Origin of the sequence: Cellulomonas timonensis (assembly GCF_900046455.1) — a bacterium.
Lineage (GTDB): Bacteria > Actinomycetota > Actinomycetes > Actinomycetales > Cellulomonadaceae > Cellulomonas_A > Cellulomonas_A timonensis.
The window spans coordinates 559,203-584,737 of the sequence record NZ_FCOT01000012.1 but is presented as its reverse complement, the minus strand read 5'-3'; the positions used below and the strand labels follow the sequence as shown (position 1 = coordinate 584,737).

The window sequence follows — 25,535 nt, the reverse complement described above, 5'->3', positions numbered from 1 at the left end:
CCGGGAGGCCCTGCGGGTGCTCAGCCTTCGACCTGCGCCCCGATCAGCCCGCGCCGGTGCGCGACGTCCACGGCCTCCGCGCGGCCCGACGCCCCGAGCTTGGCCAGCAGGTTCGACACGTGCACGCTCACCGTCTTGCCGCTGATGAACAGGCGCTCGCCAATCTGCCGGTTGCTCAGCCCGTCGGCCACGAGCGCCAGCACCTCCGCCTCGCGGGCGGTCAGGAGGTCCACGGCCGGCGCCCGCACGCCGGGCACGTCCAGGCGGCCGCGGCGGGCCAGCGCCGTCACCCAGGCGCGGAGCGGCTCGGCGCCCATCTGCTGCGCGTCGAGGAGCGCGCGAGCAGCCTCCCGGGACGCGGCCTGGCGGTCGCCGGAGGCCAGCAGGGCCTCGGCCCAGCGGGCCCGCGAGCATGCGCCGTCGTAGTGGTGGCCGTAGGCGAACGCCTCGGTGGCCGCCTCCCACAGCGCCGGGTCGGCGACGCCGCCGAGGCGCGCGTGCTCGGCGTGGGCGCGCACGAGCCAGGCCCGCCCCTCGGGCCCGAGCCGGCCGCCCCTCGGGCGCCCGCGCTCAGCCGCGGCACGCGCCCGCTCGATGAGGCCGGCGCCGAGCGTGAGCCGCACTGCGGGGTCCGCGCCCGTCTGGCGATCCCGCTCCGCGCCGTCCGCGAGGGCGCCCAGGGCCAGGGCGGCGAGCCGGATGCCACCCAAGAAGTTGTCGTTCCAGGTGCGGCCCAAGTGGTCGATGAGCTCGAGCGCCAGGTCGACGGCCTCGTCCACCCGCCCGGCCCAGGTGAGCGCCTCGATGGTGCAGCCCCCGGCGATCAGCGCGAGCTGCCCGTCGCGGTCCCACGACGACCGCATCGCCTGGCCGCGCTCGATCACGTCCGCGTCGCCGCGGGCCACCGCCGAGTACAGCTCGATGGCCGCGAAGAGCGGCGCCATCGCCGCGGGAACCGGCGGGCGGTCGGGCGGAGCGGGGCTCAGGTCGCCCAGCGCGTACCGCACGATCTCCGAGAAGACCCACACCGTGACCCCGCCCACGCTCAGCGCCACTCCCGCGTCCCGTGCCTGCGTGGTCGCCTGGGCCGCGATCGTGTGGGCCTGCGCGAGCTGCCCCGCGTAGTAGTGCGTCGTGGCCAGGTTGTAGAGCGTGCGCAGCTCGGTGGCGAGGTCCCCGGCCTGCCGGGCGCGGGCCGCGGACTCGGTCAGCAGCGCCGCCGCGCGCTCCGGGTCGTCCACGACGAGCACCGCGAGGGTGGTGAGCGCGTCAGCCTCCGCGCCGGCGTTGCCGACCGCGCGGGCGCTGGCCACGGCGGACTCCGCGCTGCGCTCCGCCTCGTCGTCCAGGTCGAGGTTCATCGCCGCGCGCGCATGGGTCGCCAGCGCCCACGGCATGGCCTCCGGGCAGGGAGCCTCGGCAAGGGCGGCCACCGCCAGCCCCGCCTCGGTGTGCGCCTCCTGCACGCGGTCGTCAGCGAGCAGGCACCTGGCCAGCACGGTGCGGACTTGCGCCTGTCGGGTCACGTCGCCGCTCGACGCCTCGACCGCCCGCCCGGCGAGGGCGATGGCGCGCTCGAGCTCGCCGCAGCGGCTCGCAGCGCCGGAGGCGGCCAGCAGCACGTCCACCAGGTCCGCGCCCACCTGCTCGGCGGCGTCGAGCACCGCGTCCCACAGCTCGAGCACCGTCTCCCGCTGACGCAGCTCCTCGACGTGGGCCAGCACCTGGGCCGCGGCATGGGCGGCCGCGTGGGAGGCGCGCAGCGCCGTCGGCAGGTCGTGGGCGCGCATCGCGTGCACCGCCACCTGGGAGGGCGGGCCGAGCGGCGGATCGGCCTCCAAGGCGCGCAGGTAGGCGCGGTGCAGCGCGACCTGGTCTCCGGGCAGCAGGTCCGCGTAGACGGCCTCCGCCAGCAGCGCGTGCCGGAAGGCGATCCGCTGGTCCTCACCCTGCAGCACGTGGTGGGCGACGGCCTCGCGCAGCACCGCGTCGAAGCCATGCGCGGCGTCCAGCTCGGCGCCCGCCGCGTCCTGGGCCACCGCGCGCAGCAGCGGCTCGTCGACCCGCCGGCCCGCCACCGAGGCGATCTGGGCGAGCCGCTGCACCGCCGGGTCCTGCTGCTCGAGGCGGCTGCGCAGGACGTCGCGCAGCGTCCATGGCAGGGAGTCGCCGTCCGCCGCCGTCGTCTCCAGCAGCTCCTCCGCGAAGAACGCGTTGCCCTCGGACCGCTCGCTCACCCGGCGCAGGTCGGCCTCGGTCAGCGTGCGGCCGAGCGTCGCGGTGGTGAACTCGCGGAGCTCGTCGACGGTGAACGCGGGCAGGTCGATGCGCTCGACCCGAGGGTGCCGGGTCATCTCCGCGAGCATCGGGCGCAGGGGATGCCGGCGGTGCAGGTCGTCGGCGCGGTAGCTCGCGACGACGAGCAGGTGCTCCTGGCGCATCCGCGCGAGCAGGAACCGCAGCACGTCCCGGCTCGAGGGGTCGGCCCAGTGCAGGTCCTCGATGACCAGCAGCAGCGGCGCGCCCGGCCGGCCCACGGCGCCCAGCACCTCGGACATCCCGTCGAAGAGCTGCAGCCGGCTGGTCTGGTCCTCGCCCGCGGGAAGCTCGTGGGCGCCCGCCGACAGCAGCCGCCCGAGAGCGGGACGCTGCGTCAGCGCCCGGTCGACCACGTCCGGCAGCAGCGCGCGGAGCTGGGCCAGGGCCTCCGCGAAGGGCAGGTACGGCAGGCCGATCTCGCCCAGGTCCACGCAGTGCACGGTGACCACCGTGGCGCCGGCCTGCTGCGCGAGCTCGGCACTGCGCTGCAGCAGCCGGGTCTTGCCCACACCCGCGTCGGCCCCGAGCAGCACCGCGCCCGGGCGCCCCTCGGCGGCCCGGGCCAGCGCTGCGGCGACCTGCTCGACCTGCTCATGCCGCGCCACGAACTGCGTCGTCATCGAGGTGCGGCCCATGTCCCCGATCTTGTCAGGCCCCACCCACGCCCGGCCCGCCGGAGCGCGCGGCGGATCCGGGTGAGCAGCCCGACCTCGACGACCCTGCCCTCCGTGGTCCCCGTCCCGCCGTCCCGGGCCTGCCGACGCGAGCCCATGCCCACCACGTCAGCGAGCATCCGCTCCCTCCGGTACGCCAGCTCGGCGTCCAGGCCCTGCCCCCACATGTCGTTCATCGCCTTCTCCTGTCCGATGGGTGCGGTCTCCCGCACCTCGCACAGTGGTCCTGAGGCGTGGGCGCGCGGATCGGTCAGGTGACGGGTCTTGGGGGCCCGGCGCCGTCGGGCGGTGGCCTGAGGCGCCTCAGAAGGGGCGTGGAGACGCGTACGGTGGACGCCCGTGCCCTCCTACCGCGTCTCGATCGGCCTCGGCCTCCTGCGACCTGGCGTCGACCCGGCCGACGTCCTGCCCACCGCGGCCTCGGCCGCGCGCGAGCTCGCCACTGTCGAGTCCTCCGACCTCGCGGTGCCGCACGGCGAGGCCCGGATCACGGTGCGGTTCACCGTCGCCGACGACGAGCACGCGCTCGCGGTGGGACGGCACGTGGTGGCCACCGTCGATGGCCTCGGCGCGACGACCCGCCCCACGCTCGACCGCCGCGCGGGACCGCGCTGGACGCCAGTGCGCTGACCTGGCCCCGCGGTCGGATCCCCGCGGTCGAATCGCGCCCTATGCCCCACTCGTTTACATTCGCAGCAGGGGGCGCAGGCGCGGGAGACCGCCGCCGAAGCCTGTGAAGAGCGGCGGGGGCGCGCTCTCGGGAAGGCTGCGACATGAACGAGGCAGACACCGCATGGGTGCTGGTGTGCGCGGCACTGGTGCTGTTCATGACGCCCGGCCTGGCGATGTTCTACGGCGGCATGGCGCGGTCCCGCAACACGCTGGCGATGATGCTGCAGAACACCGTGCCGCTCGGCGTCATCTCCCTGACCTGGGTGCTGCTGGGGTACACGCTCGCCTTCAGCAACGAGGGCACCAAGTACCTGGGGGCGTTCGACGCGACGGCGCTGCTGGACGTCGAGCAGCCGGAGTTCCACACCGTCGCCGCGGGCGTCACCATCCCCGTGCTGGCCTTCGTGGCCTACCAGATGATGTTCGCCGTCATCACTCCCGCGCTGCTCACGGGCGCCACCGCCGGGCGGCTCAAGATGCTCGGCTGGGTGGTGTTCCTGGCGGTGTGGTCGCTGGCGGTGTACCCGCAGGTCGCCCGGTGGCTGTGGCACCCCAAGGGGTGGCTCACCGCGATGGGCGCGCAGGACTGGGCGGGCGGGATGGTGGTGCACGCCTCGGCCGGGGGCGCGGCGCTCGCGGTGCTGCTCGTGGTCGGCAGGCGACGTGATTGGCCGCGCGTGTCCTCCTCGCCCAGCAACCTGCCGCTGATGCTCGCGGGCGCGGGCATCCTGTGGTTCGGGTGGTTCGGCTTCAACGCGGGTGACGGGCTGCAGGCGAACGAGATCGCCGCGCAGGCGCTCATGAACACGCATGTCGCAGCAGCCGGGGCGATGTGCGCGTGGCTGCTGCTGGAGCGCCTCACGAGCGGGCACGCGACCCTGGTCGGCGCGGCGTCCGGCGCGGTCGCGGGCCTGGCGACAGTGACCCCGTGCGCCGGGTACGTGAGCACCGGGGCCGCGATCCTCATCGGCGTCATCGCGGGCCTCGTGTGCAACCTCGCCGTGCACGCCAAGTTCCGGCTCGGCTACGACGACGCGCTGGACGTGATCGCCGTGCACTTCACCGGCGGGGTCCTCGGCTCGCTCCTGCTCGGGTTCTTCGCGGACAGCGCGATCAACCCCCTCAGCGCCGACGGGGTGTTCAACGGCGGCGGCGGCACACTGCTCGGCCATCAGGGGATCGCCGTCGTCAGCGTGTCCGTCTTCTCCTTCGTGGTGAGCTGGGTGATCGCCGCACTGGTCAACGTGACGGTGGGGCTGCGGGTGCCGCTCGCGGAGCAGGGCGACCTGGACCGCGAGCAGCAGGGCGCGGCGGCGTACGCGCTCAGCAGCGTGGCGGCCTCCGAGATGGAGTCCGCCGGTCGTGGCCTCGGTAGCGACCGGCCCGTCCCTGTGGCCGCGGACACCGGCCGACGACGGCGGCGCGCCGGGCGGCAGCTCGTCACCGCGCTGGTGGACGCCGGCCGCGTCGACGAGCTGCGCGACGCGCTCCTCGCCGCGGGCGCCGAGTCGATCGTGCTGTCCGACGCGGCCGTGTACTCCGCGACGCCCGTGGTCCAGTCCTTCCGGGGCCGCTACCAGCGCGTGGACTTCCGCGAGCGGCTGCGCGTGCAGGCGGTGGTGGACGACGCGCACGCCGCCGCCGTCGTGGCGCAGCTCGTGCACCGGTTCAGCGTCGACCCGAGGTCCGTGTACCGGCAGGACGTCGACATCGTGTGAGGGGCCGGAGGCAACGGCGCCGGGCCAGAGGGCTCTGAGCCGGCTGCCCGTCCGCACCGGGGGTCGGGGGGACTCCCCGGTGCGGACGCGCAGTCGGCTCAGCGTTCGAAAATGGCTCAGCGTTCGAGAGTGCTCAGCATCGGCCAGGGTCAGCGCGGGTCGACCTCGACCTCCCACACGAAGCCGTCGAGCACCTCGGCGGCGTGCCGGTGCGCGGCGTCCAGCGCGGTGGCCAGGTCGGGCGCCTCGCCTGGGACCTCGAAGGCCACGGCTCCACCGTCGGGGCCGAGCCCGTCCGGCTGGTCGTCGCCGCTGGCGCCGAGAGCGTCGGCCATCCCGGCGCGCACCGCCTCGTCGGGGATGTCCTGGACGGTGATGCGGGCGAGGTAGTCAGGCACCCGCACATCGTCGCTCATGCCGCCGACATGCCCGGTCGGGGTCGCACGGCCGCGCTGCTGCCGGGCACCGTCGCCCAGGCGATCAGGGCCCCGGCGGCCATCAGTCCTGCGCACACGAGCATGGCCGTCCGGTGGGCGGGGGCGAGCGTGGCCGCGTCGGTGAGGCTGCTGCCCACGCCTGCCACCAGTGGTAGCACGGCGATGACCAGCAGGCTCGCGATCCGGGCCACGGCGTTATTGACCCCGCTGGCGACGCCCGCCAGGTTGTCCGGCGCCGAGGCCAGTGCTGTCGAGGTGAGCGGCGCCACGGTCAGCGAGAGCCCGAGGCCCAGCACGACCACCCCGGGGAGCACCGCCGTCAGGTAGGGGGCGTGGGGGCCCACGCCGGCGAGCAGCAGCACGCCCGCCCCGCAGCCGAGCGGCCCCAGGGTCATGGGCAGCCGGGGTCCGATGCGAGTGCCCAGCGCCCCGGCCCGCGGCGAGAGCAGCAGCATGAGCACCGTCACCGGCAGCGGGGCCAGGCCCGCGGCCAGCGCGCTGTACCCCGAGACCACCTGCAACGTCACCACCAGGAAGAAGAACACCCCGCCGAGCGCCGCGTACACCACGAACGTCGCGGCGTTGGTGCCGCTGAACGGGCGCCAGCGGAACAGCCGCAGTGGCAGCAGCGGATGTGCGGCTCGGCGCTCGACCAGCAGGAAGGCGGCGAGCGCGACGACGGCCACGGCCAGTGAGCCCGCCACCCGCACGTCGGTGGGGCCGTAGGCGGGCCAGGCGGTGAACCCGTAGGTGAGGCCCGCGAGCCCCACCGCGCCGAGCAGCGTGCCGCCCACGTCGAGCGACTGCGCGGCCTGGGGGTCGCGGGACTCGGGGACGTGGCGCAGCGTGACCGCCACCACGACGGCCGTCAGCGGCAGGTTGATGAAGAAGATCCAGCGCCAGCTCGCCACATCGACGATCCAGCCGCCCAAGAAGGGCGCGGCCGCGCCGGCGATGCCGCCCAGCCCCGACCAGGCCCCGATCGCCTTCCCCCGGTCCTGCTCGCCGAAGGACGCCTGCAGGATCGACAAGGAGCCGGGCGTGAGGAGCGCGCCGCCGACGCCCTGCAGCACGCGCGCGCCGATCAATGTCCCGATGTTCGGCGCGAACGCGCACAGCGCCGACCCGGCGGCGAACCACACCACCCCGACCAGGAACATCCGCCGCCGCCCGAACCTGTCGCCGAGGGAGCCGCCGAGCAGCAGGAACGCGGCGAGGGTCAGCGCATACCCGTTGACGGTCCACTGGAGGTCGGCGGTGCCGGCGTCGAGCTCGCGGCCAATGTGCGGCAGGGCGATGGTCACGACTGTGGCGTCGATGAACGCCACGGCCGAGCCGAGCACCGTGGCGAGCAGCACCCATCGGGCGCGTGCCGTGCCGTACACGAGCGCATCGGACGCCATGCCCGCTCCTCGCCGTCGTGGCCGCGTCCCCGGCGGCGTCTCGGCGCGCCCGGGTCTCGTCAGGTTAGGCGCCGAGCGGGTGAACGTGCCTGGTGAGAGGGCTACGCGGAGAAATGTGGACGAGTCCGGCAAATCCCCCAGGGGGTGCCGGGGGATCTGGACGCCAGTACAGATGTTGGGCCCTGTTCACCCGGCGGACCGTCCACGCGTCGGGCACAGTGGACCGGTGGGCGACGTCCGAGAGCTACGCAGTGCTGGCAGCGTGCGGCGCAGGGAGGCCCTCGCCGAGACCGGCGAGTTGGTGCTCCGCGCCGAGCGCTCAGCGCCCCGAGCCGCCCGCCACTGGATCATGCGGGCCGTCGCGGCGGCAGGCGTGCACGGCGCGTCGAACCAGGTGGTGGAGCTGCTCGCCGGCGAGCTGGTCGCCAACGCGGTGCTGCACGGGCCGTCCGACGGCGAGATCCGCGTGCACGTGCGGATCTACCAGGACGAGGTCCGGGTCGAGGTCACGGACGAGAGCCCGACCCGCCCGCGGGTGCGCCGCCCGGAGCCCACGGATCCGAACGGCCGTGGCATGGCACTGGTCGCGACGCTGTCCTCCGCATGGGGCGTCGAACGCCTGGACGACGGCGGCAAGACGGTGTGGTTCACGGTGGAGAACCAGGACTGACCCGCACGTCCACCGCCAGCGCGCGGTGGTCGGACAGCCCGAGGTCGAGCGACATGGCCTCGCCGGCCGCCGCCACCGGGCCGTCGGCCAGGATGTGGTCGAGTTGGCGCTGTGGGGACTGTGACGGGAACGTCGCCGCCCGCGCCAAGGCGCGCATCCCCGACGCCTGCGCGGCGCGTCGGGGGTCGACGTTCAGGTCGCCCAGCAGGACGAGTGGACGCGGCTGGCGACGCAGCTCGCGCACCAGGCGGCGCAGCTGCACCACGTTCCAGCCGGGGATGAACGTCAGGTGCGTGGCGACGACCGTCAGCGGCCCGTGCGGCGTGCTGACGGACGCGAGCACCGCCGCCCGAGCCTCATCCCGCACCAGCGCGGGCAGTCGGGCGCCCGGGAACTGCACCGGCGCGCGGCCCCGCAGCGCGGGCAGCGCCAGCACCTGCCACGACAGCACCGGGAGGCGGCTGAGCAGTGCGATGCCGTAGCTCGACGCGGCGGGCTGCCGGTCGCCCGTGGCGGCCGACCACACCCCGGGCTCGCCGTGCATCGTCGCCACGAACCGGTGCTCGTCGGCGCCCATGGCCTCGGCGGCCACCGTTGTGAGGTCGGCGCCATGCGACCGTGGCTGGTCGCGGTCCACCTCCTGAAGGGCCAGGACGTCGGCGTCGAGGACGCGCACAGCCGACCGGAGGCGGTCGAGGTCCACCCGGCCGTCGCTCGGCGAGCGTCCGTGCAGGATGTTGAACGTGGCGAGGCGCATCGGCTCGATTGTCCTGTCCGCGCTGCGCGGGCGCGCGCTGTCGTGTACACACGCCTCATGACGGACGGCGTCGAACCCGAGGGCGGGCCGCGCGACGACCTGCAGGACGGCCTGCGCCGCACGGCTGTCGCGCTGGGCCGCGCGGGCATCCCGTTCGCGCTCGTGGGCGGGTACGCGGCCTGGGCCCGCGGGGCGCCGGAGCCCAGCCACGACGCGGACTTCGCCATCGCGGAGGCGGACGTCGAGCGCGCCAAGGCGGTGATCACGGCGGCGGGCCTGGAGGTGCGGGATCCCGCCGAGGACTGGCTGTTCAAGGCCTACCGGCGGGGCGCCCTGGTGGACGTCATCTTCCGGATGGTGGGCGAGCCCGTCACCCCGGAGATGCTGGCCCGCTCCGACGTGATCGAGGTGCTGGCCGTGCGGATGCCGGTGATGGACGCCACCGACGTGCTGTCCGCGAAGCTGCGGGTGCTGGGCGAGCACTTCTGCGACTACACCCGGCTGCTGCCGATCGCCCGTGCCCTGCGCGAGCAGGTCGACTGGGACCGGTTGGCCCACGAGGTCCGCGAGCACCCGTATGCGAGGGCGTTCCTCTACCTGCTCGGCGAGATCGGGGTGACGGCGCCGCGGGCCTGAGCCGTCAGCCGCGCCCGCGCCGACCTCGCGCGGCGGCGCCGATCGCGACAGCTGCCAGCACCGGGGCGAACGCCGCGCCGAGCAGCAGCGGCACGCTCCACACCGAGCTCGCCGCCGGCACGACGCGTTGCATGTCATCTGGGTCGTAGCGCACGGCCACCCGCTGCCCGGGGGCCGCCTGCTCGGCGCCGAGGTCGAGGGCGAACGTCGGGCCCTCCGGGTCGGAGTCGTGCACGGCGCGCACCTCGTCTCCGAGGACGCCCTGCACCACCGCCCACCCGGGCTCGGCGCGCGCGTCGAACATCATCCGCGTGGCAACGGGCCAGCCGACCAGGAGCAGCAGGAGCAGCGCCAGGGCGCCAGTGGCGGCGGCGACCCGGCGGCGGGCGGCCGCCCGGCCAGACGGCCCAGAACGGGTGGTGGGCAGGCTCGGGGGGTGCGCGCGGGGCGGCATGTCGTCCTCGCTTCATCGCAGGGAGTCCATCGGGAAGTCGGAGCACGGCGCGTGCCTGGTGGGGGCATGGTGAACGTAGTGACCCCGCGACGGTGCGGCAAGAGGCCATCCGCCGACCGGTCGTCCCGCAGGGGTGGCGGGTGTCAGCCGAACAGCCGGACGAAGTTGCGCAGCACCAGGTGCGGCCACGAGACGTCGGCGGCGCGGATCCGGGCGGCGACCTGATCGGCCTCGTGTGCGGGGAAGTACCCGGCGTGCCGGTACACCTCGATGCGGGTGAGGATCCCCTGTGCGTCGAGCTCCGGGTGGAACTGCGTCGCGTACAGGTGGCGTCGCAGCCGGAACATCTGGACTGGGCAGGTGGGGGAGGACGCCAGGAGGGTCGCGGCCGGGGGCAGTTCAGCACACGCCTCCTTGTGCCCGACGAACGCGTCGAACGTGCGCGGCAGGCCTGCGAGGAGCGGGTCGGCCGCCCCGGCGTCGGTGAGCGTGACGGGCACGGGCCCCACGGGCTCCGCGTAGCGGCCGTCGATGACCGCGCCCTGGTGGACTCCGAGCGTGCCGACGCCGTAGCAGGAGCCGAGGAACGGCACGTCGCGCGCGACGATCTGGTCCAGCAGCGGGCGCAGCTCGGCCTCCACGCGCCGCTGCGTCGGCGGCTTGGCGTCCTCGGGGTCGGATGAGTTGAACGGGCTGCCGCCCATCAGGACGCCCGCGTAGTCGTCGAGGTCGATCGGGGGCAGCGGGCCGGCCTCCATCCGCACCCGGTGCAGCCGGTCGGGGCTCAGCCCGCCGAACCGCGCGAAGGCCGCGAGCTCGTCGTCCGCGGCGACGTCCTCGGCGCGTGACGCGAGCAGGAGGAAGGGCCTCACCGGTCCGAGCCTAGGCGCCGTGGGCCGCACCGGCGCGCGGGCCCGCCACGCCGCGAATGCCGGAAATGCCCTTTACGATGCGAAAACGACAGGTCCAGCGTAGGTTCGGGACGGCATCGTCACCGTCGATGGGAGGCCCAGCTGATGAGCGAGCCAGGAGCCGTTGCTCAAGACGTGCACACGACCGACCCGGTGCAAGCCGTCGTCCGGGCCGATGGCACGGGGGAGATCGTGATCGAGGGGATCGTGCAGCGCGTCGCGACAGGCAGCATGGCCGAGGCGGGCGCAGCCGTCACCGGCCTCATCGCCGAGCTCGCGGGACGCGCCGGACGGCCGCTGCCCGCCGAGGTCGAGGACCCGGATGGCACCTGGTCGTTGGTCATCCACCCCGACGGGACTGTGGAGGAGGCGGCGAGCGGGGTCGCTGAGGGCCCGCGCAACGCGCCCGACGGGGGAGCGCACGCCGGCGGCCGGACCGCCCGCACGACGAGGTCCACCCGGCGCCCCGCTGCGGCGGAGCCCGACGGCGACCCGCTGCCGACGCTCGACGACTTGCTGGCCACCCGGTCGCAGAGCCCCACCGGTCCGGCCGAGCATGGCTGGCAGGTGGCCGTGCGCCGCGCGACCCTCGGCCTGGTCACCGTGGGACCCGGCCGCAACGAGCACCGGCACCGCGATGCCGTGCGGGCCGTGCAGCGCAGCCTCGACGGGCCCAAGACCATCGTCGTCATCAACCCCAAGGGCGGCGCGCACAAGACCACCGCGACGCTGCTGCTCGCCTCGACGTTCGGCATCCACCGCGGCGGCTACACGCTGGCGTGGGACAACAACGAGACGCGCGGCACCCTGGGCTGGCGCTCGGAGCACGCGCGCCACACCAACACGGCGGTCAACCTGCTGCAGAACCTCTCGCGGTTCACCGACCTCCAGGTGGCCCGGGTGGGCGACCTCGACAACTACGTGCGCTCGCAGGGCTCGGCGCAGTTCGACGTGCTCGCCTCCGACGAGGACGCGGCCTCCGCCGCCTCCGTCGACGCCGAGGCCTTCGGCGAGCTGCACGGCACCCTCGAGCGCTTCTACCGCGTCATGGTGGTCGACACCGGCAACAACATGCGGGCGTCGAACTGGCAGGCGGCGGTGGAGGTCGCCGACCAGCTCGTGGTGGTCTCCACCGTCCGCGAGGACACCGCGCAGTCGGCCGCGTGGGCGCTCGACGCGCTGCGGGCCACCGGCCACGACGACCTCATCCGCCGGGCGGTGACGGTGCTCTCGGCGCCAGCCCCCCGCGTGGACCGCCGGCTGCGGCGGCGCCTGCACCAGCACTTCGGCGCGCTCACCCGCTCCGTGATCGACGTGCCGTATGACAGCGGGCTCGTCAGCGGCGGGCCCATCGGGTACGACGCGCTGTCCCGGCGGACCCGGGAGGCGTGGCTGCAGGTCACCGCCGAGGTGGCGGACGGCCTGTAGCCGCCGGCCGCGATCACGGCCCGGGCTCGTGTCGGCGGGACATGAGCCCGGGCCGTGGCATCAGTGCGAGGAATGTCGCAGGCGGCGTGCAAGATGCCGGTGGGCCGCGACACAGGCTGGGTGGAGGAGCTCTCGCCCGAGCGCGCCCCCCGAGCCCAGGAGACGCCGTGCCGCCGCGGACCGAACGTGACCACGACACGCCGCCCACCCCCGAGTGGATGAGCGTGCCCGCGCAGCATGACGCGCCGTGGTTCGAGTCGATGGTGCGCGAGCACGGCCCGGCGCTCTACCGGTACTTCGTGCGCCGGGCGCCCCGTGACGACGCGGAGGACCTGGCCGCCGACGTGCTCGCCGTCGCCTGGCGGCGGAGGGCCGACGTGCCCGAGGGCGCCGAGCTGCCGTGGCTGTACCGCACCGCGGGCTTCGTGCTCGCGAACCACCGACGCAAGGGCCGCCCCGTGCCGGTGGGCGATGTGCCCGATGAGATCGACGAGAGCGACCCGGCGACCCTCGCGGTGGCCGACGAGCAGGTGCGCGACGTGCTCGCCGCGCTCAGCCCCCGGGACCGGCGCATCCTGCTCCTCGGCGCGTGGGAGGGCCTCAACGGCGCCGAGCTCGCCGAGGTGCTCGGCATCAGCCGGGGCGGAGCCGACGCCGCGCTGTCCCGCGCCCGCGCCCGCCTGCAGGACGCCTGGGCGGCGCACGCCCCCGCCTGACCGACCACCCCGCCTGACCACCCCGGGTGCAAGTCCCGGCCTCGACGCCACATAGACGGGGCAGAAGAGTCTTCGACCCGTCGCAACGGAATTGCTGCGGAATTACTGGGTGTAAAGGGAGCGCAGGCGGGAAGACTCGACGGCGGCGTCAGATGTGTATAAGGAGACGGGGCAGAAGAGTCTTCGACCCGTCGCACCCCATCCCGACCCTCGGAGGTCACCGTGACCAGCGTGCCGCCCCTCCCGCCCGACGACCCGTTCGACCGGCTCCGCGACGCCGACCCGGCCACCGGCGCCGAGCCGGACGTCGACCGCCTGAACGCCGCCGTCGCGGCCCGCACCGGCGACCTCGCCGCTGACGGGCCGGCCGCCGGTGAGCCGGACGCCACCGGGGACGAGCTCGCCGCGCGTCGACAGCGACGGACGCTGGGGGCGCGCTGGTTCCAGGTCGCCGCGGGCGTCGCAGCCCTCGCGATCGTCGGGACCAGCGGGTACGCGCTGGGCTCAGGGTCGACCGGCCCCGATCAGACGGCGGCGGGCAGCTCCATCCCGGCGGCCGTGGACCTCGGGGGAGCGGCCCCGGAGGCCGCCTCAGCCGCCGGTGGCGCGCTGTCCATGGCGGAGGACCGGATGTCGATGGGCTTCGGCGGACGGACCGTGTACACCGGCTCGGGGCTGTCCACCGACGGGGGAGCGGCCACCGCCTGGGGCTTCGACGCGGAGGCGTCGTACTCGCGCGAGACCGCGGAGAGGGTCGCGAAGGCGCTCGGCGTCACCGGCGAGCCCGTGCAGGAGTGGGGCTCGTGGCGGATCGGCCCCAACGACGGCTCCGGCCCCTCGGTGCAGGTGCAGCCCGACGGCCTCACGAGCGTCAACTACTACGACCCCACGGTCCAGGCGGGTCAGTGCGTCAGCGCGTCCACGGGGGTCGGCGGCGCCTCCGCCGACCCGGGCGGCGCGGCGATCGAGATCGCCCCCGCGCCCGCCCTCGAGTCGTGTGAGGGCGGCAAGCCGGCCCCCGGCGCCGATCAGGCGATCGAGCGGACCCGTGAGCTGCTGGGCGCCATGGGCGTCGACGACACCGCCTACGAGGTCGTCCTCGGCGAGAGCTGGACGACGGAGATCGCCTCCGTCACGGCGGAGCTGCTGCTCGACGGGCAGCGGACCGGGGTGGCGTGGAACGTGCAGCTCGCCGCCGATGGCGTGGTGCAGAGCCTCAACGGGTCCCTGGCGCCGGTGGTCGAGCTCGGTGAGCTCGAGGTGATCAGCGCGGCGGACGCCGTCGCGCGGCTCACCGACCCGCGGTTCGGGAGCAGCTGGGGCGGGATCATGCCGCTGGCCCGCACCACCGAGCTCGAGGCGGCCGTGCCCGACATGGCGATTATGCCGGTGGAGCCCGACTTCACCGTCCCGCCCACCCCGGTCGCTGGCGCCCGGCTCCCCTGGGCCGTCACGGAGGTCACCCTGACGTCCGCGCGCCTCGGCCTCGGGCTGACCCATCCCGACAACGGCGCCACCGTGCTGCTGCCCAGCTACGAGCTGTCCGACGGCTCCGGCAGCACCTGGAGCGTCGTGGCCGTGGCGGACGCGCACCTGGACTTCGCGCCCGCCGGCTGAGGCTCCGCGGCCGGGCGCCACAGGAGGGCGTGGCGTCCGGCCGCGGGAACACCCCACCGCCTCAGGTGGGGGCCGTCACCCGCACCAGTTGCCGCCCGCGCCCGCAGGGGCCATTTTGGGCGGATGGGGGAGAAGCGGATGACGGCGCGCGGGGTCGTCGCACGGTGCTTCGTGCTCGGTGTGGCGACCGGTGGCCGGGGATCGATGGGCCTGGCGGCGCCGCTGTTGGCTGGGCCGCCGCCCGAGCCTGGGTCCGCGCAGAGGGTCCGGGTCCGGCGCTGGGTGCTGCTGCTCGGTGTGGTCGGCGAGATGGTGATCGACAAGCTGCCCACCACCCCCAGCCGCCTCAACGCGCCGGGCCCGGCGCTCCGGGTGGCGAATGCCGTCGCCGGAGCGGCGATCCTCGCCCGACGCGCGGGCTCGCCCCTGCCATTGCCCGCGCTCGCCGGGGCGGCAGGCGCCCTCGCGGGGACCTGGACGGGCGCCGCATGGCGGGGCTGGGCTGACGCGCGAGGCCCCGACTGGCCGGGGGCGCTCCTCGAGGACGCGGCATCCGTGGGGCTCGCGGCACTGGCGGTGCGGTCCAGGTGAGCAGCCCGCCCCGCGCACCGGGGCGGACTGCCCACTGACGGCTGAGCTAATCAGTGAGGGCGCTCAGCGGGCTCGGCGGCCGCCGTGCTCGCACAGGGCCGTGGTCGACGGATCGGCCGCGAGCTCCTTCGCCGCGGGCAGCAGCCGGCCGTCGAAGTCGAACAGCGCCTGGTTCTCCCAGGCATTGCCCGATGACGGGTCCTCCGGGTCCCAGCCGTTGCCCTCCACAGCCGTCCACGCGGGCTCCCAGTAGACCGTCCCGATGCCGCGGCCGCCGGGCGCCGAGGCGACGACGTCCTGCACGGCGCGCAGCGCGGCGGCCTGGCCCGCCGGGGTGGCGGGGTAGCCGGAGACGAGCTCGTCGGGGAGGTTCATGATGTTCTCCCACGCGGGGGAGTCATCCTCGAGGGTGAACGGGTAGGCGGTCTCGACGACCAGCACGTCGCGGTCGTAGCGCTGCGACAGGGTGCTGACGGCGCCCTGCAGATCCGCCAGGCTGCCGTGCCAGTAGCCGTAGTAGGACAGGCCGATCACGTCGAACGGGACTGACCTGGCGGTGACCTCGTCGAACCACCAGGTCAGTGAGCCGATGCCGTTGTTGATGTTCGTCAAGTGCAGGATCACGCGGGTGTCGGGGTCCACCTCGCGCACCGCCTGGGCTCCCGCGGTGAGGAACGCGGCCAGGTTGTCCCACTGCGCGCCCACGACGCCGTCGGTGGTGTCGACGTCCCAGGTCTGGCCCCACGGCCACAGCATCCCCGGGTTGATCTCGTTCCCCACCTGGACGTAGTCGGCGGTGATGCCCTCGGCCGCGAGGGCGTCGAGCACGTCGCGCGTGTGGTCGTGGACGGACTGCTGGAGCTCGGCCGGGGACTGGCCCGCCCACGCGGACGGCACGCCCTGCGCGCCCGGGTCGGTCCAGCGGTCCGAGTAGTGGAAGTCGACCAACAGGCCCATGCCCGCGGCCTTGATGCGCTTGGCCGTCGCCACGACGTGCTCGCGGTCGTTGTACCCGTCCGCCGGGTCCACCCACACCTTGAGCCGTCCCACGTTCATCCCGGCGTCGGCGAGGATCCGCACCGCGTCCCCGGCCTTGCCCTTCGCCGTCTTGTACGTGGCGCCATGGTCCTCGTTCTTGGCGAGCCCGGACAGGTCGCCGCCGCGCACGTCCCGCGAGACCTGCCCCGGCGTGAGGGTCACGTCGTCCACGTTGGCCCAGGCGCCGCCCGGCCCGCGCGTGGCGATCTCCACGGTGCAGGATCCGCCGCGGACCTTCGCGGACACGGACAGCCGCACCCACGCGTCGTCCTGCTCGGTGAGCGGGGTGGTCGTCACGTCGTCCACGCCGCAGCCGGTGAGGCCGAGCGTGGTCGCGTCGAGCGCCCCACCGGACTTCACCCATGCGCTGACCGTCCACCAGCCCGGCGCCAGGCGCTTCACCGTCTGCCGGGTGCGCACGTCGTACGCGCTGGCGGACCAGTGGGCGAGGCGCTGCGCCGAGCCGTCGTGCCCGGGGCCCTCGACCTTCGCGGCGCCCGTGGCCCCGGTGACCTTCCAGCCGGTGAGGCCCGCCTCGAAGCCGCCGTTCACCAGCGCGCCGACCTGCTGGGGCGCCTTGTCGCGGGCCTGCGGGCCGGAGCCGGGCGTCGCGGCGGCCGGTGTGGCCGCGGCGAGCGCGAGCACGCCGGCCAGCGCCAACGCGGAGAGGCGGGGCCGTGGCCAGCCGAACGCCGGAGCCATGCGTGGAACGGGATCGTGTGGATCGGCCGCGTGGCGGGCAGTGCGGGGATGGTGCCTCATCGTGTCCTCCTTGACGCGTGGGCGGTGGCCGGGGCGGGCGCCCCGGCCGGTCAGCTCGGGGCGGTGGGCGCGGCGTCGTCGGCGTCATGGGCGATGCGGACCACCCGGACGCCGCCGGGGGCCACAGTGAACGCGTGCTCGACCCGCTGGCCGCTGATCAGGTCGTCGGCCAGGCCTTGTCCGGCGCCGCCGAGCGGGACGGTCGCCGCAGCCTCGCCGTGGTTGACGGCGATGACGTACTCGGCGCCGGCGCCGTGGCGGCGCACGACCTCCAGCTCCTCGGGCAAGCCGGCCGGGGTGATCCCGGCGTCGCGGTAGACGGCCGCGAGCACGGGCGCCAGGGCCTCGGCGTCGAGCCGGGTCGAGAGGTACCAGCCCGCTCCGGCGCCGTGCGTGTTCCGGGTGAGGGCGGGCCCCCCGGCGGCGGGGCCGTCGAGGTATGTGGCGACGACCTCCGCGCCGTCGAGCGTGACGTCGTCGGTCCAGACGTCGCCCACCAGCTCGAGCGGCCCGTCGCCGGACGGGTCGCCGCCGGGCCAGCCCAGCCGCGCCTGCTCTCCGGCGCGCAACGGCAGGAACTCCTCCACGGTCAGGCCCAGCGCGTCGCGCAGCGGCGCGCCGAACCCGCCGGGGTGCACGGCGTCGTGCTCGTCGACGATCCCGGAGAAGTAGGAGACGAGCAGCGTGCCGCCGTCGGCGACGTAGCGGGTGAGGTTCTCGGCGGCGGCCTGGGTGAGCAGGTACGACGCGGGCGCGACGACCAGCCGGTAGGCGGAGAGGTCCGCCTCGGGGTGGGCCATGTCCACGGTGAGCCCGTCGCGCCACAGCCGGTCGTAGAAGGCCTCGGAGCGCTCGCGGTGGGACAGGTCGGCGCTGGGCCGCCACTCGAGGTCCTGCGCCCAGAACGACTCCCAGTCCCACAGGAGTGCGACGTCGGCCCGCACCTCGGAGCCGACCACCTCGTCGAGGCGGCCGAGGTCGGCGCCCAGGGCGCACACCTCGCGCCAGACGCGGCTGGACGTGCCGGCGTGCGGGAGCATCGCCGAGTGGAACTTCTCGGCGCCGGAGCGGGAGGCGCGCCATTGGAAGAACAGCACCGCGTCGGCGCCGCGGCCCACGTGTGTGAACGCGTTGCGGGCCATCTCCCCGGCGCGCTTGGCGACGTTGCGCGGCTGCCAGTTGACCCCGGAGGTGGAGTGCTCCATGAGCACCCAGGGGCGGCCGGCGGCCACGGAGCGGGTGAGGTCGGCGGCGAGCGCGAGGCCGACGTGGCCGCGCTCGTCGGCGGCGGTGAGGTAGTGGTCGTTGGCGACGATGTCGACCTCGCGGGCCCAGCGCCACAGGTCCACGGCGGGGCAGGGGCCGGCCATGAAGTTGGTGGTGATCGGCACGTGGGGCGACTCGGCGCGGATCGCGTCCCGCTCGGCGATGAAGCACGCGAGCAACTGGTCGTTGGTGAATCGGGCGAAGTCGAGGCGCTGGGCGGGGTTGACCACCGAGGGGGCGACCGCCGGCACGCCGACGTGCTCCCACTCGCCGTAGCGCTGGCCCCAGAAGGTGGTGCCCCAGGCGTCGTTGAGCGCGGACAGCGCGCCGTAGCGGGCCTGCAGCCAGGTGCGGAAGGCGGCGGCGGAGGTGGGGGAGTAGTCCTCGGAGACGGGCGCGCCGTACTCGTTGTGCACGTGCCACAGGGCGAGGGCGGGGTGCTGCCCGTAGCGGCGCGCGAGCTGCTGGGCGATGGCCACGGACGCGCGGCGGTACTCGGGCGAGCTGGGGCTGGCCATGCCGCGTGAGCCGAAGCCGAGCGTGGTCCCCTCGCGGGTGACGACGCGGGTGTGCGGGTAGGCGGCGAAGAACCAGGCGGGCGGGGATGCCGTGGGGGTGCCGAGGTCGACGCGGATGTCATGGGCGTGCAGCAGCTCGATGAGCCGGTCGAGCCAGCCGAAGTCGTACGCGCCTTGACGTGGCTCGAGCAGCGCCCAGGAGAAGATGCCAATGCTGACCAGGTTCACCCCGGCCTCGCGCATCAGCGCGACGTCCTGCGCCCAGACCTCCTCGGGCCACTGCTCGGGGTTGTAGTCGCCTCCGTAGGAGATCCCACGGTCGCCGAGCACCCGGCCCTGCGGCGCACGGCTGCCGTCCAGGGTGGGCACGGGGGCGAGGGTGAAGCCTGAACTCATGACTCTCCTGACACGTCGTTGTGCACGCTCACAGGCCTCAGCGGGCCATGCAACGAAGAGATAACACCACGATTGACCCATTGACAAGGCCCAGAAGGGTGCCCGTACTGTGACCGTGCACAGGCACAGCGACGTCCGTGAAGTCGCAGTGCGCCCCGCCGCGACGAAGCGGCGGGTCCTTGACGAGGAGGACAGATGCGCCTGCACACAGGCATCAGGACCGTCGCCGCCCTCGCTGCCACGGCAGCGCTCATGGCGGCCTGCTCGGACGGCGGCAGCAGCGGTGAGAGCACCGGCGGAGACGGCGGGGCTGGCTCAGGGGACGCGGTGGAGCTCACGTTCTGGACATGGGCGCCCGGCATGGACGCCGTGGTCGAGGAGTGGAACTCCACGCATCCCGACATCCAGGTCACCGTCAACAAGCAGGACGGCGGCGACCCGGCCGTCACCAAGCTGCTCACCGCGATCAAGGCCGGCAGCGGGGCTCCCGACCTCATGCAGGCCGAGTACCAGAAGATCCCCACGCTGGTCTCCTCTGACGCGCTCGCCGACATCTCCGGCGAGCTCGGGGACGACGTCGCGGGCCAGTTCCCCGAGGGCGTCTGGAATGCCGTGACCCTGGGCGGCGACGCGGTCTACGCCGTCCCGCAGGACTCCGGGCCGATGCAGTTCTACTACCGGGCCGACATCTTCGAGTCCCTGGGCCTGGCCGTCCCCACCACCTGGGACGAGTACGCCGACGTGGCCGCACAGCTCCACGCCGCCGACCCGACCAAGTACCTCGGCACGTTCTCCGCCGCCGACGCGGGCTGGTTCACCGGCCTCGCCCAGCAGGCCGGGGCGTCGTGGTGGGGCATCGACGGCGACTCGTGGACCGTGTCGATCGACGATGACGCCACCCTCAAGGTCGCGGACTACTGGGGCGGCCTCGTCGAGTCCGGCGTGATCGACAACAAGCCGATGTACACCCCGGAGTGGAACGCGGCCCTCAACGACGGCACGCAGGTGGGCTGGCTCTCGGCGATCTGGGCGCCCGGGGTGCTCGAGGGCAACGCCGCCGACACGGCGGGCAAGTGGAAGATGGCCGCCATGCCGCAGTGGGACGCCGCGAAGCCCGCGACGGGCAACTGGGGTGGCTCGGCCACGGCCGTCACCACCCAGTCGGAGCACGTCGCCGAGGCCACCGAGTTCCTCACCTGGCTCAACACCGACCAGACGGCCGTGAGCGCGCTCGTCTCCGAGGGCGGCCTCTACCCGGCGAACATCCCCAGCCAGGCGAAGGCGCTTGCCAGCCCGCCGGCGTTCTTCGCCGATCAGGCCGACTTCTACGACCTGGCCGGCGAGATCGCGCAGACGGCCGGGAGCTTCACCTTCGGGCCCAACGTCAACGTGGCGTACTCCGCCTACAACGACGAGTTCGGCAAGGCCACCGAGGCGAAGTCGCGCAGCGCGTTCACCGACGCGGTGAAGGCCATGCAGAAGGCGACGATCGAGGACCTCAAGACCTCCGGGTTCTCCGTGAAGGAGTGAGGCAGGCGGTGGGTCGGCCGTCCTCCCCCCGGCCGGCCGGCCCGCCGCGCACCGATCCCGCATCCGCCCCACGAGGGAGAGCCACCCGTGACCAGCACCGAAGCGGCGCAACGCCCGTCCATCCCGCCCGATGCCACCGTCCGGCCCGGCTGGCGCGGGGGCCGACGGCGCACGCTCGCGCCGTACGCGTTCCTCGCCCCCGCCGTCACCCTATTCGCGCTCTTCCTCGCGCTGCCCATCGGGTACGCCGCCTACCTCAGCCTTCGCACCGTCAAGGTCAGCGGCCTGGGGCTCGGCAAGGGCGCGCGCACCGAGGTGTGGGCAGGGCTGTCCAACTACGAGCGGGCGCTCTCCGACCCTGAGTTCATCGCCTCGGTGCTGCGGGTGGGGCTCTACGGCCTGCTGCTGGTGCCGACGATGCTCGGGATGGCGCTGCTGTTCGCGCTGCTGCTCGACTCGCGGCGCACCCGCGCGCGCGGGTTCTCCCGGGTGTCGATCTTCCTGCCGTACGCGGTGCCGGCGGTGATCTCCTCGCTGCTCTGGGGTTTCCTCTACCTGCCGGCGGTCAGCCCATTCGCGTGGATCGCGGAGCGGCTGGGCGGCGACTTCCCCCAGCTGCTGTCCTCCGACCTGGTCATCTTCGCCGTCGCGAACATCGCGTTGTGGGGCGGCGTCGGCTTCAACATGGTGGTCCTGTACACCGCGCTCAAGGCGATCCCCACCGAGTTGTACGAGGCGGCGCGCATCGACGGCTGCAACGAGATCGCCATCGCCTGGCGCATCAAGATCCCGATCGTGGCGCCGTCGCTCATCATGACGTCCGTCTTCTCGATGATCGCCACGCTCCAGGTCTTCGCCGAGCCCACCACGCTGAAGCCGCTGACCAACACCATCTCCAGCACGTGGACCCCGCTGATGAAGGTGTACCGCGACGCGTTCACCCGGGACGACCTGTACTCCGCGGCCGCGACGTCCGTGGTGATCGCGGTGGCGACCTTCGCGCTGTCGTTCGGGTTCCTGCGCCTCGTGCAGAACCATGCCTTCAACCAGGAGAAGTGACATGGCCACCACGTATCCCACGCCGGCGCCCGCCACCGGGACGGACCCAGGCGCCGCGCCGAGCCGCCGTCGCCCCGGACGGCCCGCCGGGGGCGAACGACCCAGCGCCGTCGCCACCACGATCCTCGTGCTCGGCGCCGTGTACTGCCTGCTGCCCGTCGCGTGGGTGCTCATCGCGTCCAGCAAGAGCGCCGGCGAGCTGTTCTCCACGTTCACCTTCGCCCCGTCGACGCACCTCCTGGAGAACATCGGTGAGCTCGCGTCCTACCGGGGAGGCCTGTTCTGGCGGTGGATGGCCAACACCGCGCTGTACGCGGGCGTCGGCGGGCTGCTGTCGGTGGTGGTCTCCGCCACCGCCGGCTACGGGCTCGCCACGTACCAGTTCGCCGGCAAGAAGGCGATCTTCAACGTGCTGCTCGCCGGGGTCCTGGTGCCCGGCGTCGTCCTGGCGATCCCGCAGTACCTCCTGCTGGCACAGGTGGGCCTGACCAACACCTACTGGTCGGTGCTGCTGCCCAGCATCATCAGCCCGTACGGCATCTACCTGGCGCGCATCTACGCGGCGGCCTCGGTGCCCACCGACGTGATCGAGGCGGCCCGCACCGACGGCGCCGGCGAGCTGCGGATCTTCGCCACCGTCGCCGTGCCGATGATGCTGCCCGGGCTGGTCACCGTGTTCCTGTTCCAGTTCGTGGCCATCTGGAACAACTTCATGCTGCCGTACATCATGCTCGGCAACGACCGGCTGTTCCCGCTCACCGTGGGCCTGTCCGGGCTGCTCAACCAGGGCGCCTCACAACCCGCGATGTACACCTCGGTGATCACCGGCGCTCTGCTGTCGATCATCCCGCTGGTCGCGCTGTTCCTCACGCTGCAGCGCTACTGGCAGGTCGACCTCGCCGCGGGCGCGGTGAAGGCCTGAGATGCGCCTAGAGTCACGTGGCGTGGAGCAGCACACCCCGCCGACCCCGCGGAAGCGACCGACCATCCGCGACGTCGCCGCCGCCGCCGGAGTCTCGCGCGGCACCGTCTCCCGGGTGATCAACGGCGGGCACTGGGTGTCCCCGGATGCGCTCGCGGCCGTCAACGAGGCCATCCGGGCCACCGGCTACGCGGCCAACCACCACGCCCGCAGCCTCGTCACCGGGCGCTCGAACTCGGTGGCGTTCCTGCTCACCGAGCCGCAGCACCTGCTCTTCGAGGACCCCAACTTCTCCATCCTGCTGCGCGGCGCCGCCGAGGCCCTGGCCAAGCGGGAGATGCCGCTGCTGCTCATGGTCGCGTCCACCCCCGAGGAGCGCCGCCGCATCACCGCGTACGTGACAGCCGGCCACGTCGACGGCGTGCTGCTCATCTCCTCCCACCGGGACGACCCGCTGGTCGCGTCGCTGCTGTGCGCTGACGTCCCCGTCATCGCCTGCGGTATGCCGCTCGGCTTCGAGGAGCAGGTCGGCTACGTCACCGCTGACGACGCCGGGGGAGCACGCCGCATGACCCGGCACCTGCTCGACCAGGGCCGCCACCACGTCGCGACCATCACCGGGCCGCTCGACACCCCCGGCGGCACGATGCGGCTCGCCGGGTACCGCGAGGAGTTGGGCGACCGCTTCGACGAGACGCTCGTCGCGCACGGCGACTACACGCGCGACGGCGGCGAGCAGGCGATGCGGGAGCTGCTCGCCCGGCGCCCCGACCTCGACGCCGTGTTCGTCGCCTCCGACCTCATGGCCTCCGGCGCCCTCGTCGCGCTGCGCGATGCCGGCCGCAGCGTGCCCGAGGACGTCGCCGTCGGCGGCTTCGACGACTCCGGCCTCGCCGCGAACCTGCACCCGCCGCTCACCACCATGCGCCAGCCGTTCGAGCGGATCAGCGCCGAGATGGTCCGGCTGCTGCTCGAGGTCATCGAGGGCCAGGAGCCCGCGGCGATCACCCTGCCGACATCACTGGTGCGGCGCGCCTCGGCCTAGCCCGAACCGGAGCCACGTGTGTGAGCACGGTCGTCCTCATGGATCCGAGCCCGCGCGGTCACTGCTCGTCCACGCACCCGTCGCCTTTGTGATGCTGCATCCGCAGGTGGCTCGCGAGCTCGTTGATGGCGCGATCGAATGGCTCGGCCGCGAGTTGGCCTTCCTCACCGAAGCCGAACCACGGCTCGTCAACTGCGAGCCCGATCACCTCGTGGGCGAGGTTCTCGATGAGGTGCAGGTAGGTGAGCTCGTCGTCATCTGCGATCGCGGCCATGTGGCTCATGATGGCCGCCCGAGGAGCCAGGACTCGGGTGACCAGAACGGTCACCGGTGGGAGAGTACACACATGGCCGAACGCACCGAGAAGCTCATGTTGCTCGACACCGCCTCGCTGTACTTCCGGGCGTTCTTCGGTGTGCCGGACTCGGTGCGGGCTCCCGACGGCACGCCGGTGAACGCGGTGCGCGGGCTGCTGGACATGATCGCCCGGCTCGTCGACGACCACCGGCCGGGCCGGCTCGTGGCGTGCTGGGACGACGACTGGCGCCCGGAGTTCCGGGTGGCGGCGATCCCGTCCTACAAGGCGCAGCGGGTCGCCCAGGAGGTGCCCGGCACCACGGGCATCGAGGTGGTGCCCGAGGCGCTCACCCCGCAGATCCCGGTGATCATCGAGGTGCTGGCGGCGCTCGGCATCGCCCGTGTCGGGGCGCCCGGCTACGAGGCCGATGACGTGATCGGCACCCTGGTGGCCCGTGAGGTCGCACGCCCCGACGCCGTGCGTGCGGGCGTCGACGTGGTCACCGGCGACCGGGACCTGTTCCAACTCGTCGACGACGACGCCGGGGTGCGGGTGCTGTACACGGTGAGCCGTGGCATCAAGGACATCGCCGTGGTGGACGACGCGTGGCTGGCCGAGCGGTACGCCGTGACGTCCGGCGCCGCGTACGCGGACCTCGCGGTGCTGCGCGGCGACCCCAGCGACGGGCTGCCCGGCGTGCCCGGCATCGGGGAGAAGACCGCCGCGGCGCTCATCCACCGGTACGGGGACCTCGCGGGGGTGCTGGCCGCGCGGGATGCGGGCGACTCCGGGCTGACGGCCACGCAGCGGCGCCGGTTGCAGGAGGCCGCGTCGTACCTGGAGGTCGCGCCGATGGTGGTGCGGGTCGCGCCCGACGCCCCGGTGGGGGAGTTCGACGACGCCCTGCCGGCCACCCCCGTCGACCCCGAGGGACTGGTCGCGTTGGCGGAGCAGTGGGGGCTGGCGTCGAGCGTCCGCCGCGTCGTGGACGCGCTGTCCGCCGCGGGCACGCTGTCCGGCTGAGCGGCGCTGACGCGCGGGTTGAGCGGGCGTCGACGACCGGACCGGGGCGCCGAGTCGTCGGGTCGCGGGACGGGCAGGCAGAATGCTCCGGTGATCACGGTCAGCACGGACGGCTCCTGCCTGCGCAACCCCGGGGGGGCCATCGGCTGGGCCTGGGTCAACCACGACGGCACCTGCGAGTCGGGCGGCGGCCCGTCGGGCACCAACCAGATCGCGGAGCTCACCGCGCTGCTGGAGGCGATCCTGGCCCACCCGGGCGACGAGCAGCTCCGCATCGAGTCCGACTCGCAGTACGCGATCAAGTGCGCGTCCGAGTGGGTCGCGGGGTGGAAGCGCAAGGGCTGGCGCACCGCCAGCGGCTCGCCCGTGCAGAACCTGGCCCTCGTGCAGGCCATCGAGAAGGCCATCGCGGAGCGGCCCGGCAAGGGCGTCTTCCACTGGGTGCGCGGCCACCAGGGCGACACCTTCAACGAGCGCGCGGACGTGCTCGCGGGCCAGGCGGCCCGTGCGGCGCTGGCGGGCACCTCCGACCGGGTGCCGGTGGCGCCCCGGCCCGCGCCGGAGCCCGACCTCTTGTTTTGAGGCGGCTCTGACGCGACGACGGCGGGCCGGGCAGCGAGGAGGAGTCCTCGCTGCCCGGCCCGTCGTGGTCAGCCGATCAAGATCATCGGCGCA

The 25,535-nt window shown here is 73.9% G+C and carries 24 protein-coding genes; 14 read left to right on the top strand and 10 right to left on the bottom strand.

The annotated features are described in order from the left end of the window. Positions 1 to 20 precede the first annotated feature (20 nt). Together BN3788_RS20120 and BN3788_RS11105 are read right to left on the bottom strand one after the other, a co-directional pair. Positions 21 to 2,954, bottom strand: a complete 2,934-nt coding sequence (locus BN3788_RS20120) for a helix-turn-helix transcriptional regulator (RefSeq protein ID WP_315969759.1) — start codon at positions 2,952 to 2,954, stop codon at positions 21 to 23. Then, a complete protein-coding gene (locus BN3788_RS11105) occupies positions 2,936 to 3,169 on the bottom strand; it encodes a hypothetical protein (RefSeq protein WP_147525113.1) in 234 nt (77 codons plus the stop codon). Before BN3788_RS11105 ends, BN3788_RS20120 begins: the two co-directional genes overlap by 19 nt. Positions 3,170 to 3,332: 163 nt before the next feature. On the opposite strand from BN3788_RS11105, the gene BN3788_RS11100 reads away from it, so the two are divergent. Further along, a complete protein-coding gene (locus tag BN3788_RS11100) occupies positions 3,333 to 3,623 on the top strand; it encodes a hypothetical protein (RefSeq protein ID WP_066585810.1) in 291 nt (96 codons plus the stop codon). 143 nt (positions 3,624 to 3,766) lie between these two features. Next, positions 3,767 to 5,383 carry an ammonium transporter gene (locus BN3788_RS11095; protein WP_066585807.1) on the top strand — a complete coding sequence of 539 codons (1,617 nt, stop codon included), beginning with the start codon at positions 3,767 to 3,769 and terminating at the stop codon, positions 5,381 to 5,383. Positions 5,384 to 5,532: 149 nt separating this feature from the next. Here BN3788_RS11095 and BN3788_RS11090 read toward each other — a convergent pair whose 3' ends face one another. Together BN3788_RS11090 and BN3788_RS11085 are read right to left on the bottom strand one after the other, a co-directional pair. Then, positions 5,533 to 5,781 (bottom strand): hypothetical protein, encoded by a 249-nt coding sequence (locus tag BN3788_RS11090; RefSeq protein ID WP_147525112.1) that lies wholly within the window; start codon positions 5,779 to 5,781, stop codon positions 5,533 to 5,535. A 14-nt stretch (positions 5,782 to 5,795) separates the two neighbouring features. Further along, a complete protein-coding gene (locus BN3788_RS11085; protein ID WP_066585802.1) occupies positions 5,796 to 7,223 on the bottom strand; it encodes an MFS transporter in 1,428 nt (475 codons plus the stop codon). A gap of 226 nt (positions 7,224 to 7,449) precedes the next feature. Here BN3788_RS11085 and BN3788_RS11080 point away from each other — a divergent pair, with 226 nt between their 5' ends. Continuing rightward, positions 7,450 to 7,893, top strand: coding sequence for an ATP-binding protein (locus BN3788_RS11080; protein WP_234346606.1), 444 nt, complete (start codon positions 7,450 to 7,452; stop codon positions 7,891 to 7,893). On the opposite strand, the gene BN3788_RS11075 is transcribed toward BN3788_RS11080, so the two are convergent. After that, positions 7,871 to 8,650 (bottom strand): endonuclease/exonuclease/phosphatase family protein, encoded by a 780-nt coding sequence (locus BN3788_RS11075; protein ID WP_066585800.1) that lies wholly within the window; start codon positions 8,648 to 8,650, stop codon positions 7,871 to 7,873. The two genes, BN3788_RS11080 and BN3788_RS11075, sit on opposite strands and share 23 nt — an antisense overlap. A gap of 57 nt (positions 8,651 to 8,707) precedes the next feature. On the opposite strand from BN3788_RS11075, the gene BN3788_RS11070 reads away from it, so the two are divergent. Further along, positions 8,708 to 9,286 carry a nucleotidyltransferase family protein gene (locus BN3788_RS11070; RefSeq protein WP_066587108.1) on the top strand — a complete coding sequence of 193 codons (579 nt, stop codon included), beginning with the start codon at positions 8,708 to 8,710 and terminating at the stop codon, positions 9,284 to 9,286. A 4-nt stretch (positions 9,287 to 9,290) separates the two neighbouring features. Here the strand turns inward: BN3788_RS11070 and BN3788_RS11065 are convergent, their stop codons facing one another. Continuing rightward, positions 9,291 to 9,740 (bottom strand): hypothetical protein, encoded by a 450-nt coding sequence (locus tag BN3788_RS11065; RefSeq protein WP_066585797.1) that lies wholly within the window; start codon positions 9,738 to 9,740, stop codon positions 9,291 to 9,293. Positions 9,741 to 9,883: 143 nt separating this feature from the next. Next, positions 9,884 to 10,612 carry a glutamine amidotransferase gene (locus BN3788_RS11060; protein ID WP_066585794.1) on the bottom strand — a complete coding sequence of 243 codons (729 nt, stop codon included), beginning with the start codon at positions 10,610 to 10,612 and terminating at the stop codon, positions 9,884 to 9,886. Positions 10,613 to 10,756: 144 nt separating this feature from the next. Here BN3788_RS11060 and BN3788_RS11055 point away from each other — a divergent pair, with 144 nt between their 5' ends. From BN3788_RS11055 to BN3788_RS11040, 4 genes are all read left to right on the top strand, one after another. Beyond that, positions 10,757 to 12,079 (top strand): MinD/ParA family ATP-binding protein, encoded by a 1,323-nt coding sequence (locus BN3788_RS11055; protein ID WP_066585791.1) that lies wholly within the window; start codon positions 10,757 to 10,759, stop codon positions 12,077 to 12,079. 218 nt (positions 12,080 to 12,297) lie between these two features. Further along, the gene (locus BN3788_RS11050) at positions 12,298 to 12,795 is read left to right on the top strand and encodes an RNA polymerase sigma factor (RefSeq protein WP_066587106.1); all 498 of its coding nucleotides are present in this window, start codon (positions 12,298 to 12,300) and stop codon (positions 12,793 to 12,795) included. Between the two features lie 231 nt (positions 12,796 to 13,026). Next, positions 13,027 to 14,412, top strand: coding sequence for a hypothetical protein (locus tag BN3788_RS11045; RefSeq protein ID WP_147525111.1), 1,386 nt, complete (start codon positions 13,027 to 13,029; stop codon positions 14,410 to 14,412). A 138-nt stretch (positions 14,413 to 14,550) separates the two neighbouring features. Beyond that, complete coding sequence (locus BN3788_RS11040; RefSeq protein WP_066585783.1) at positions 14,551 to 15,003, top strand: hypothetical protein; 453 nt, start codon at positions 14,551 to 14,553, stop codon at positions 15,001 to 15,003. A 63-nt stretch (positions 15,004 to 15,066) separates the two neighbouring features. On the opposite strand, the gene BN3788_RS11035 is transcribed toward BN3788_RS11040, so the two are convergent. Both BN3788_RS11035 and BN3788_RS11030 read right to left on the bottom strand, forming a co-directional pair. After that, positions 15,067 to 16,743, bottom strand: a complete 1,677-nt coding sequence (locus tag BN3788_RS11035; RefSeq protein WP_066585771.1) for a glycosyl hydrolase 53 family protein — start codon at positions 16,741 to 16,743, stop codon at positions 15,067 to 15,069. Between the two features lie 110 nt (positions 16,744 to 16,853). Next, a complete protein-coding gene (locus BN3788_RS11030) occupies positions 16,854 to 18,983 on the bottom strand; it encodes a beta-galactosidase (RefSeq protein WP_066585769.1) in 2,130 nt (709 codons plus the stop codon). 195 nt (positions 18,984 to 19,178) lie between these two features. On the opposite strand from BN3788_RS11030, the gene BN3788_RS11025 reads away from it, so the two are divergent. The 4 genes from BN3788_RS11025 to BN3788_RS11010 all read left to right on the top strand — a co-directional run bounded on the left by BN3788_RS11025 (position 19,179) and on the right by BN3788_RS11010 (position 23,539). Next, the gene (locus BN3788_RS11025; RefSeq protein WP_066585767.1) at positions 19,179 to 20,513 is read left to right on the top strand and encodes an ABC transporter substrate-binding protein; all 1,335 of its coding nucleotides are present in this window, start codon (positions 19,179 to 19,181) and stop codon (positions 20,511 to 20,513) included. Between the two features lie 120 nt (positions 20,514 to 20,633). Next, the gene (locus tag BN3788_RS11020) at positions 20,634 to 21,572 is read left to right on the top strand and encodes a carbohydrate ABC transporter permease (protein ID WP_066587098.1); all 939 of its coding nucleotides are present in this window, start codon (positions 20,634 to 20,636) and stop codon (positions 21,570 to 21,572) included. 1 nt (position 21,573) lies between these two features. Then, positions 21,574 to 22,494 (top strand): carbohydrate ABC transporter permease, encoded by a 921-nt coding sequence (locus BN3788_RS11015; protein ID WP_066585759.1) that lies wholly within the window; start codon positions 21,574 to 21,576, stop codon positions 22,492 to 22,494. A gap of 22 nt (positions 22,495 to 22,516) precedes the next feature. After that, entirely contained in the window at positions 22,517 to 23,539 is a 1,023-nt protein-coding gene (locus BN3788_RS11010) for a LacI family DNA-binding transcriptional regulator (protein ID WP_234346605.1), read from the top strand. A 58-nt stretch (positions 23,540 to 23,597) separates the two neighbouring features. Here BN3788_RS11010 and BN3788_RS11005 read toward each other — a convergent pair whose 3' ends face one another. Next, a complete protein-coding gene (locus BN3788_RS11005) occupies positions 23,598 to 23,867 on the bottom strand; it encodes a hypothetical protein (protein WP_147525110.1) in 270 nt (89 codons plus the stop codon). A gap of 18 nt (positions 23,868 to 23,885) precedes the next feature. Here BN3788_RS11005 and BN3788_RS11000 point away from each other — a divergent pair, with 18 nt between their 5' ends. Next, positions 23,886 to 24,860 (top strand): 5'-3' exonuclease, encoded by a 975-nt coding sequence (locus BN3788_RS11000; protein WP_066585749.1) that lies wholly within the window; start codon positions 23,886 to 23,888, stop codon positions 24,858 to 24,860. A 90-nt stretch (positions 24,861 to 24,950) separates the two neighbouring features. Further along, complete coding sequence (locus BN3788_RS10995; RefSeq protein WP_066585746.1) at positions 24,951 to 25,442, top strand: ribonuclease H family protein; 492 nt, start codon at positions 24,951 to 24,953, stop codon at positions 25,440 to 25,442. Positions 25,443 to 25,535: the final 93 nt, after the last annotated feature.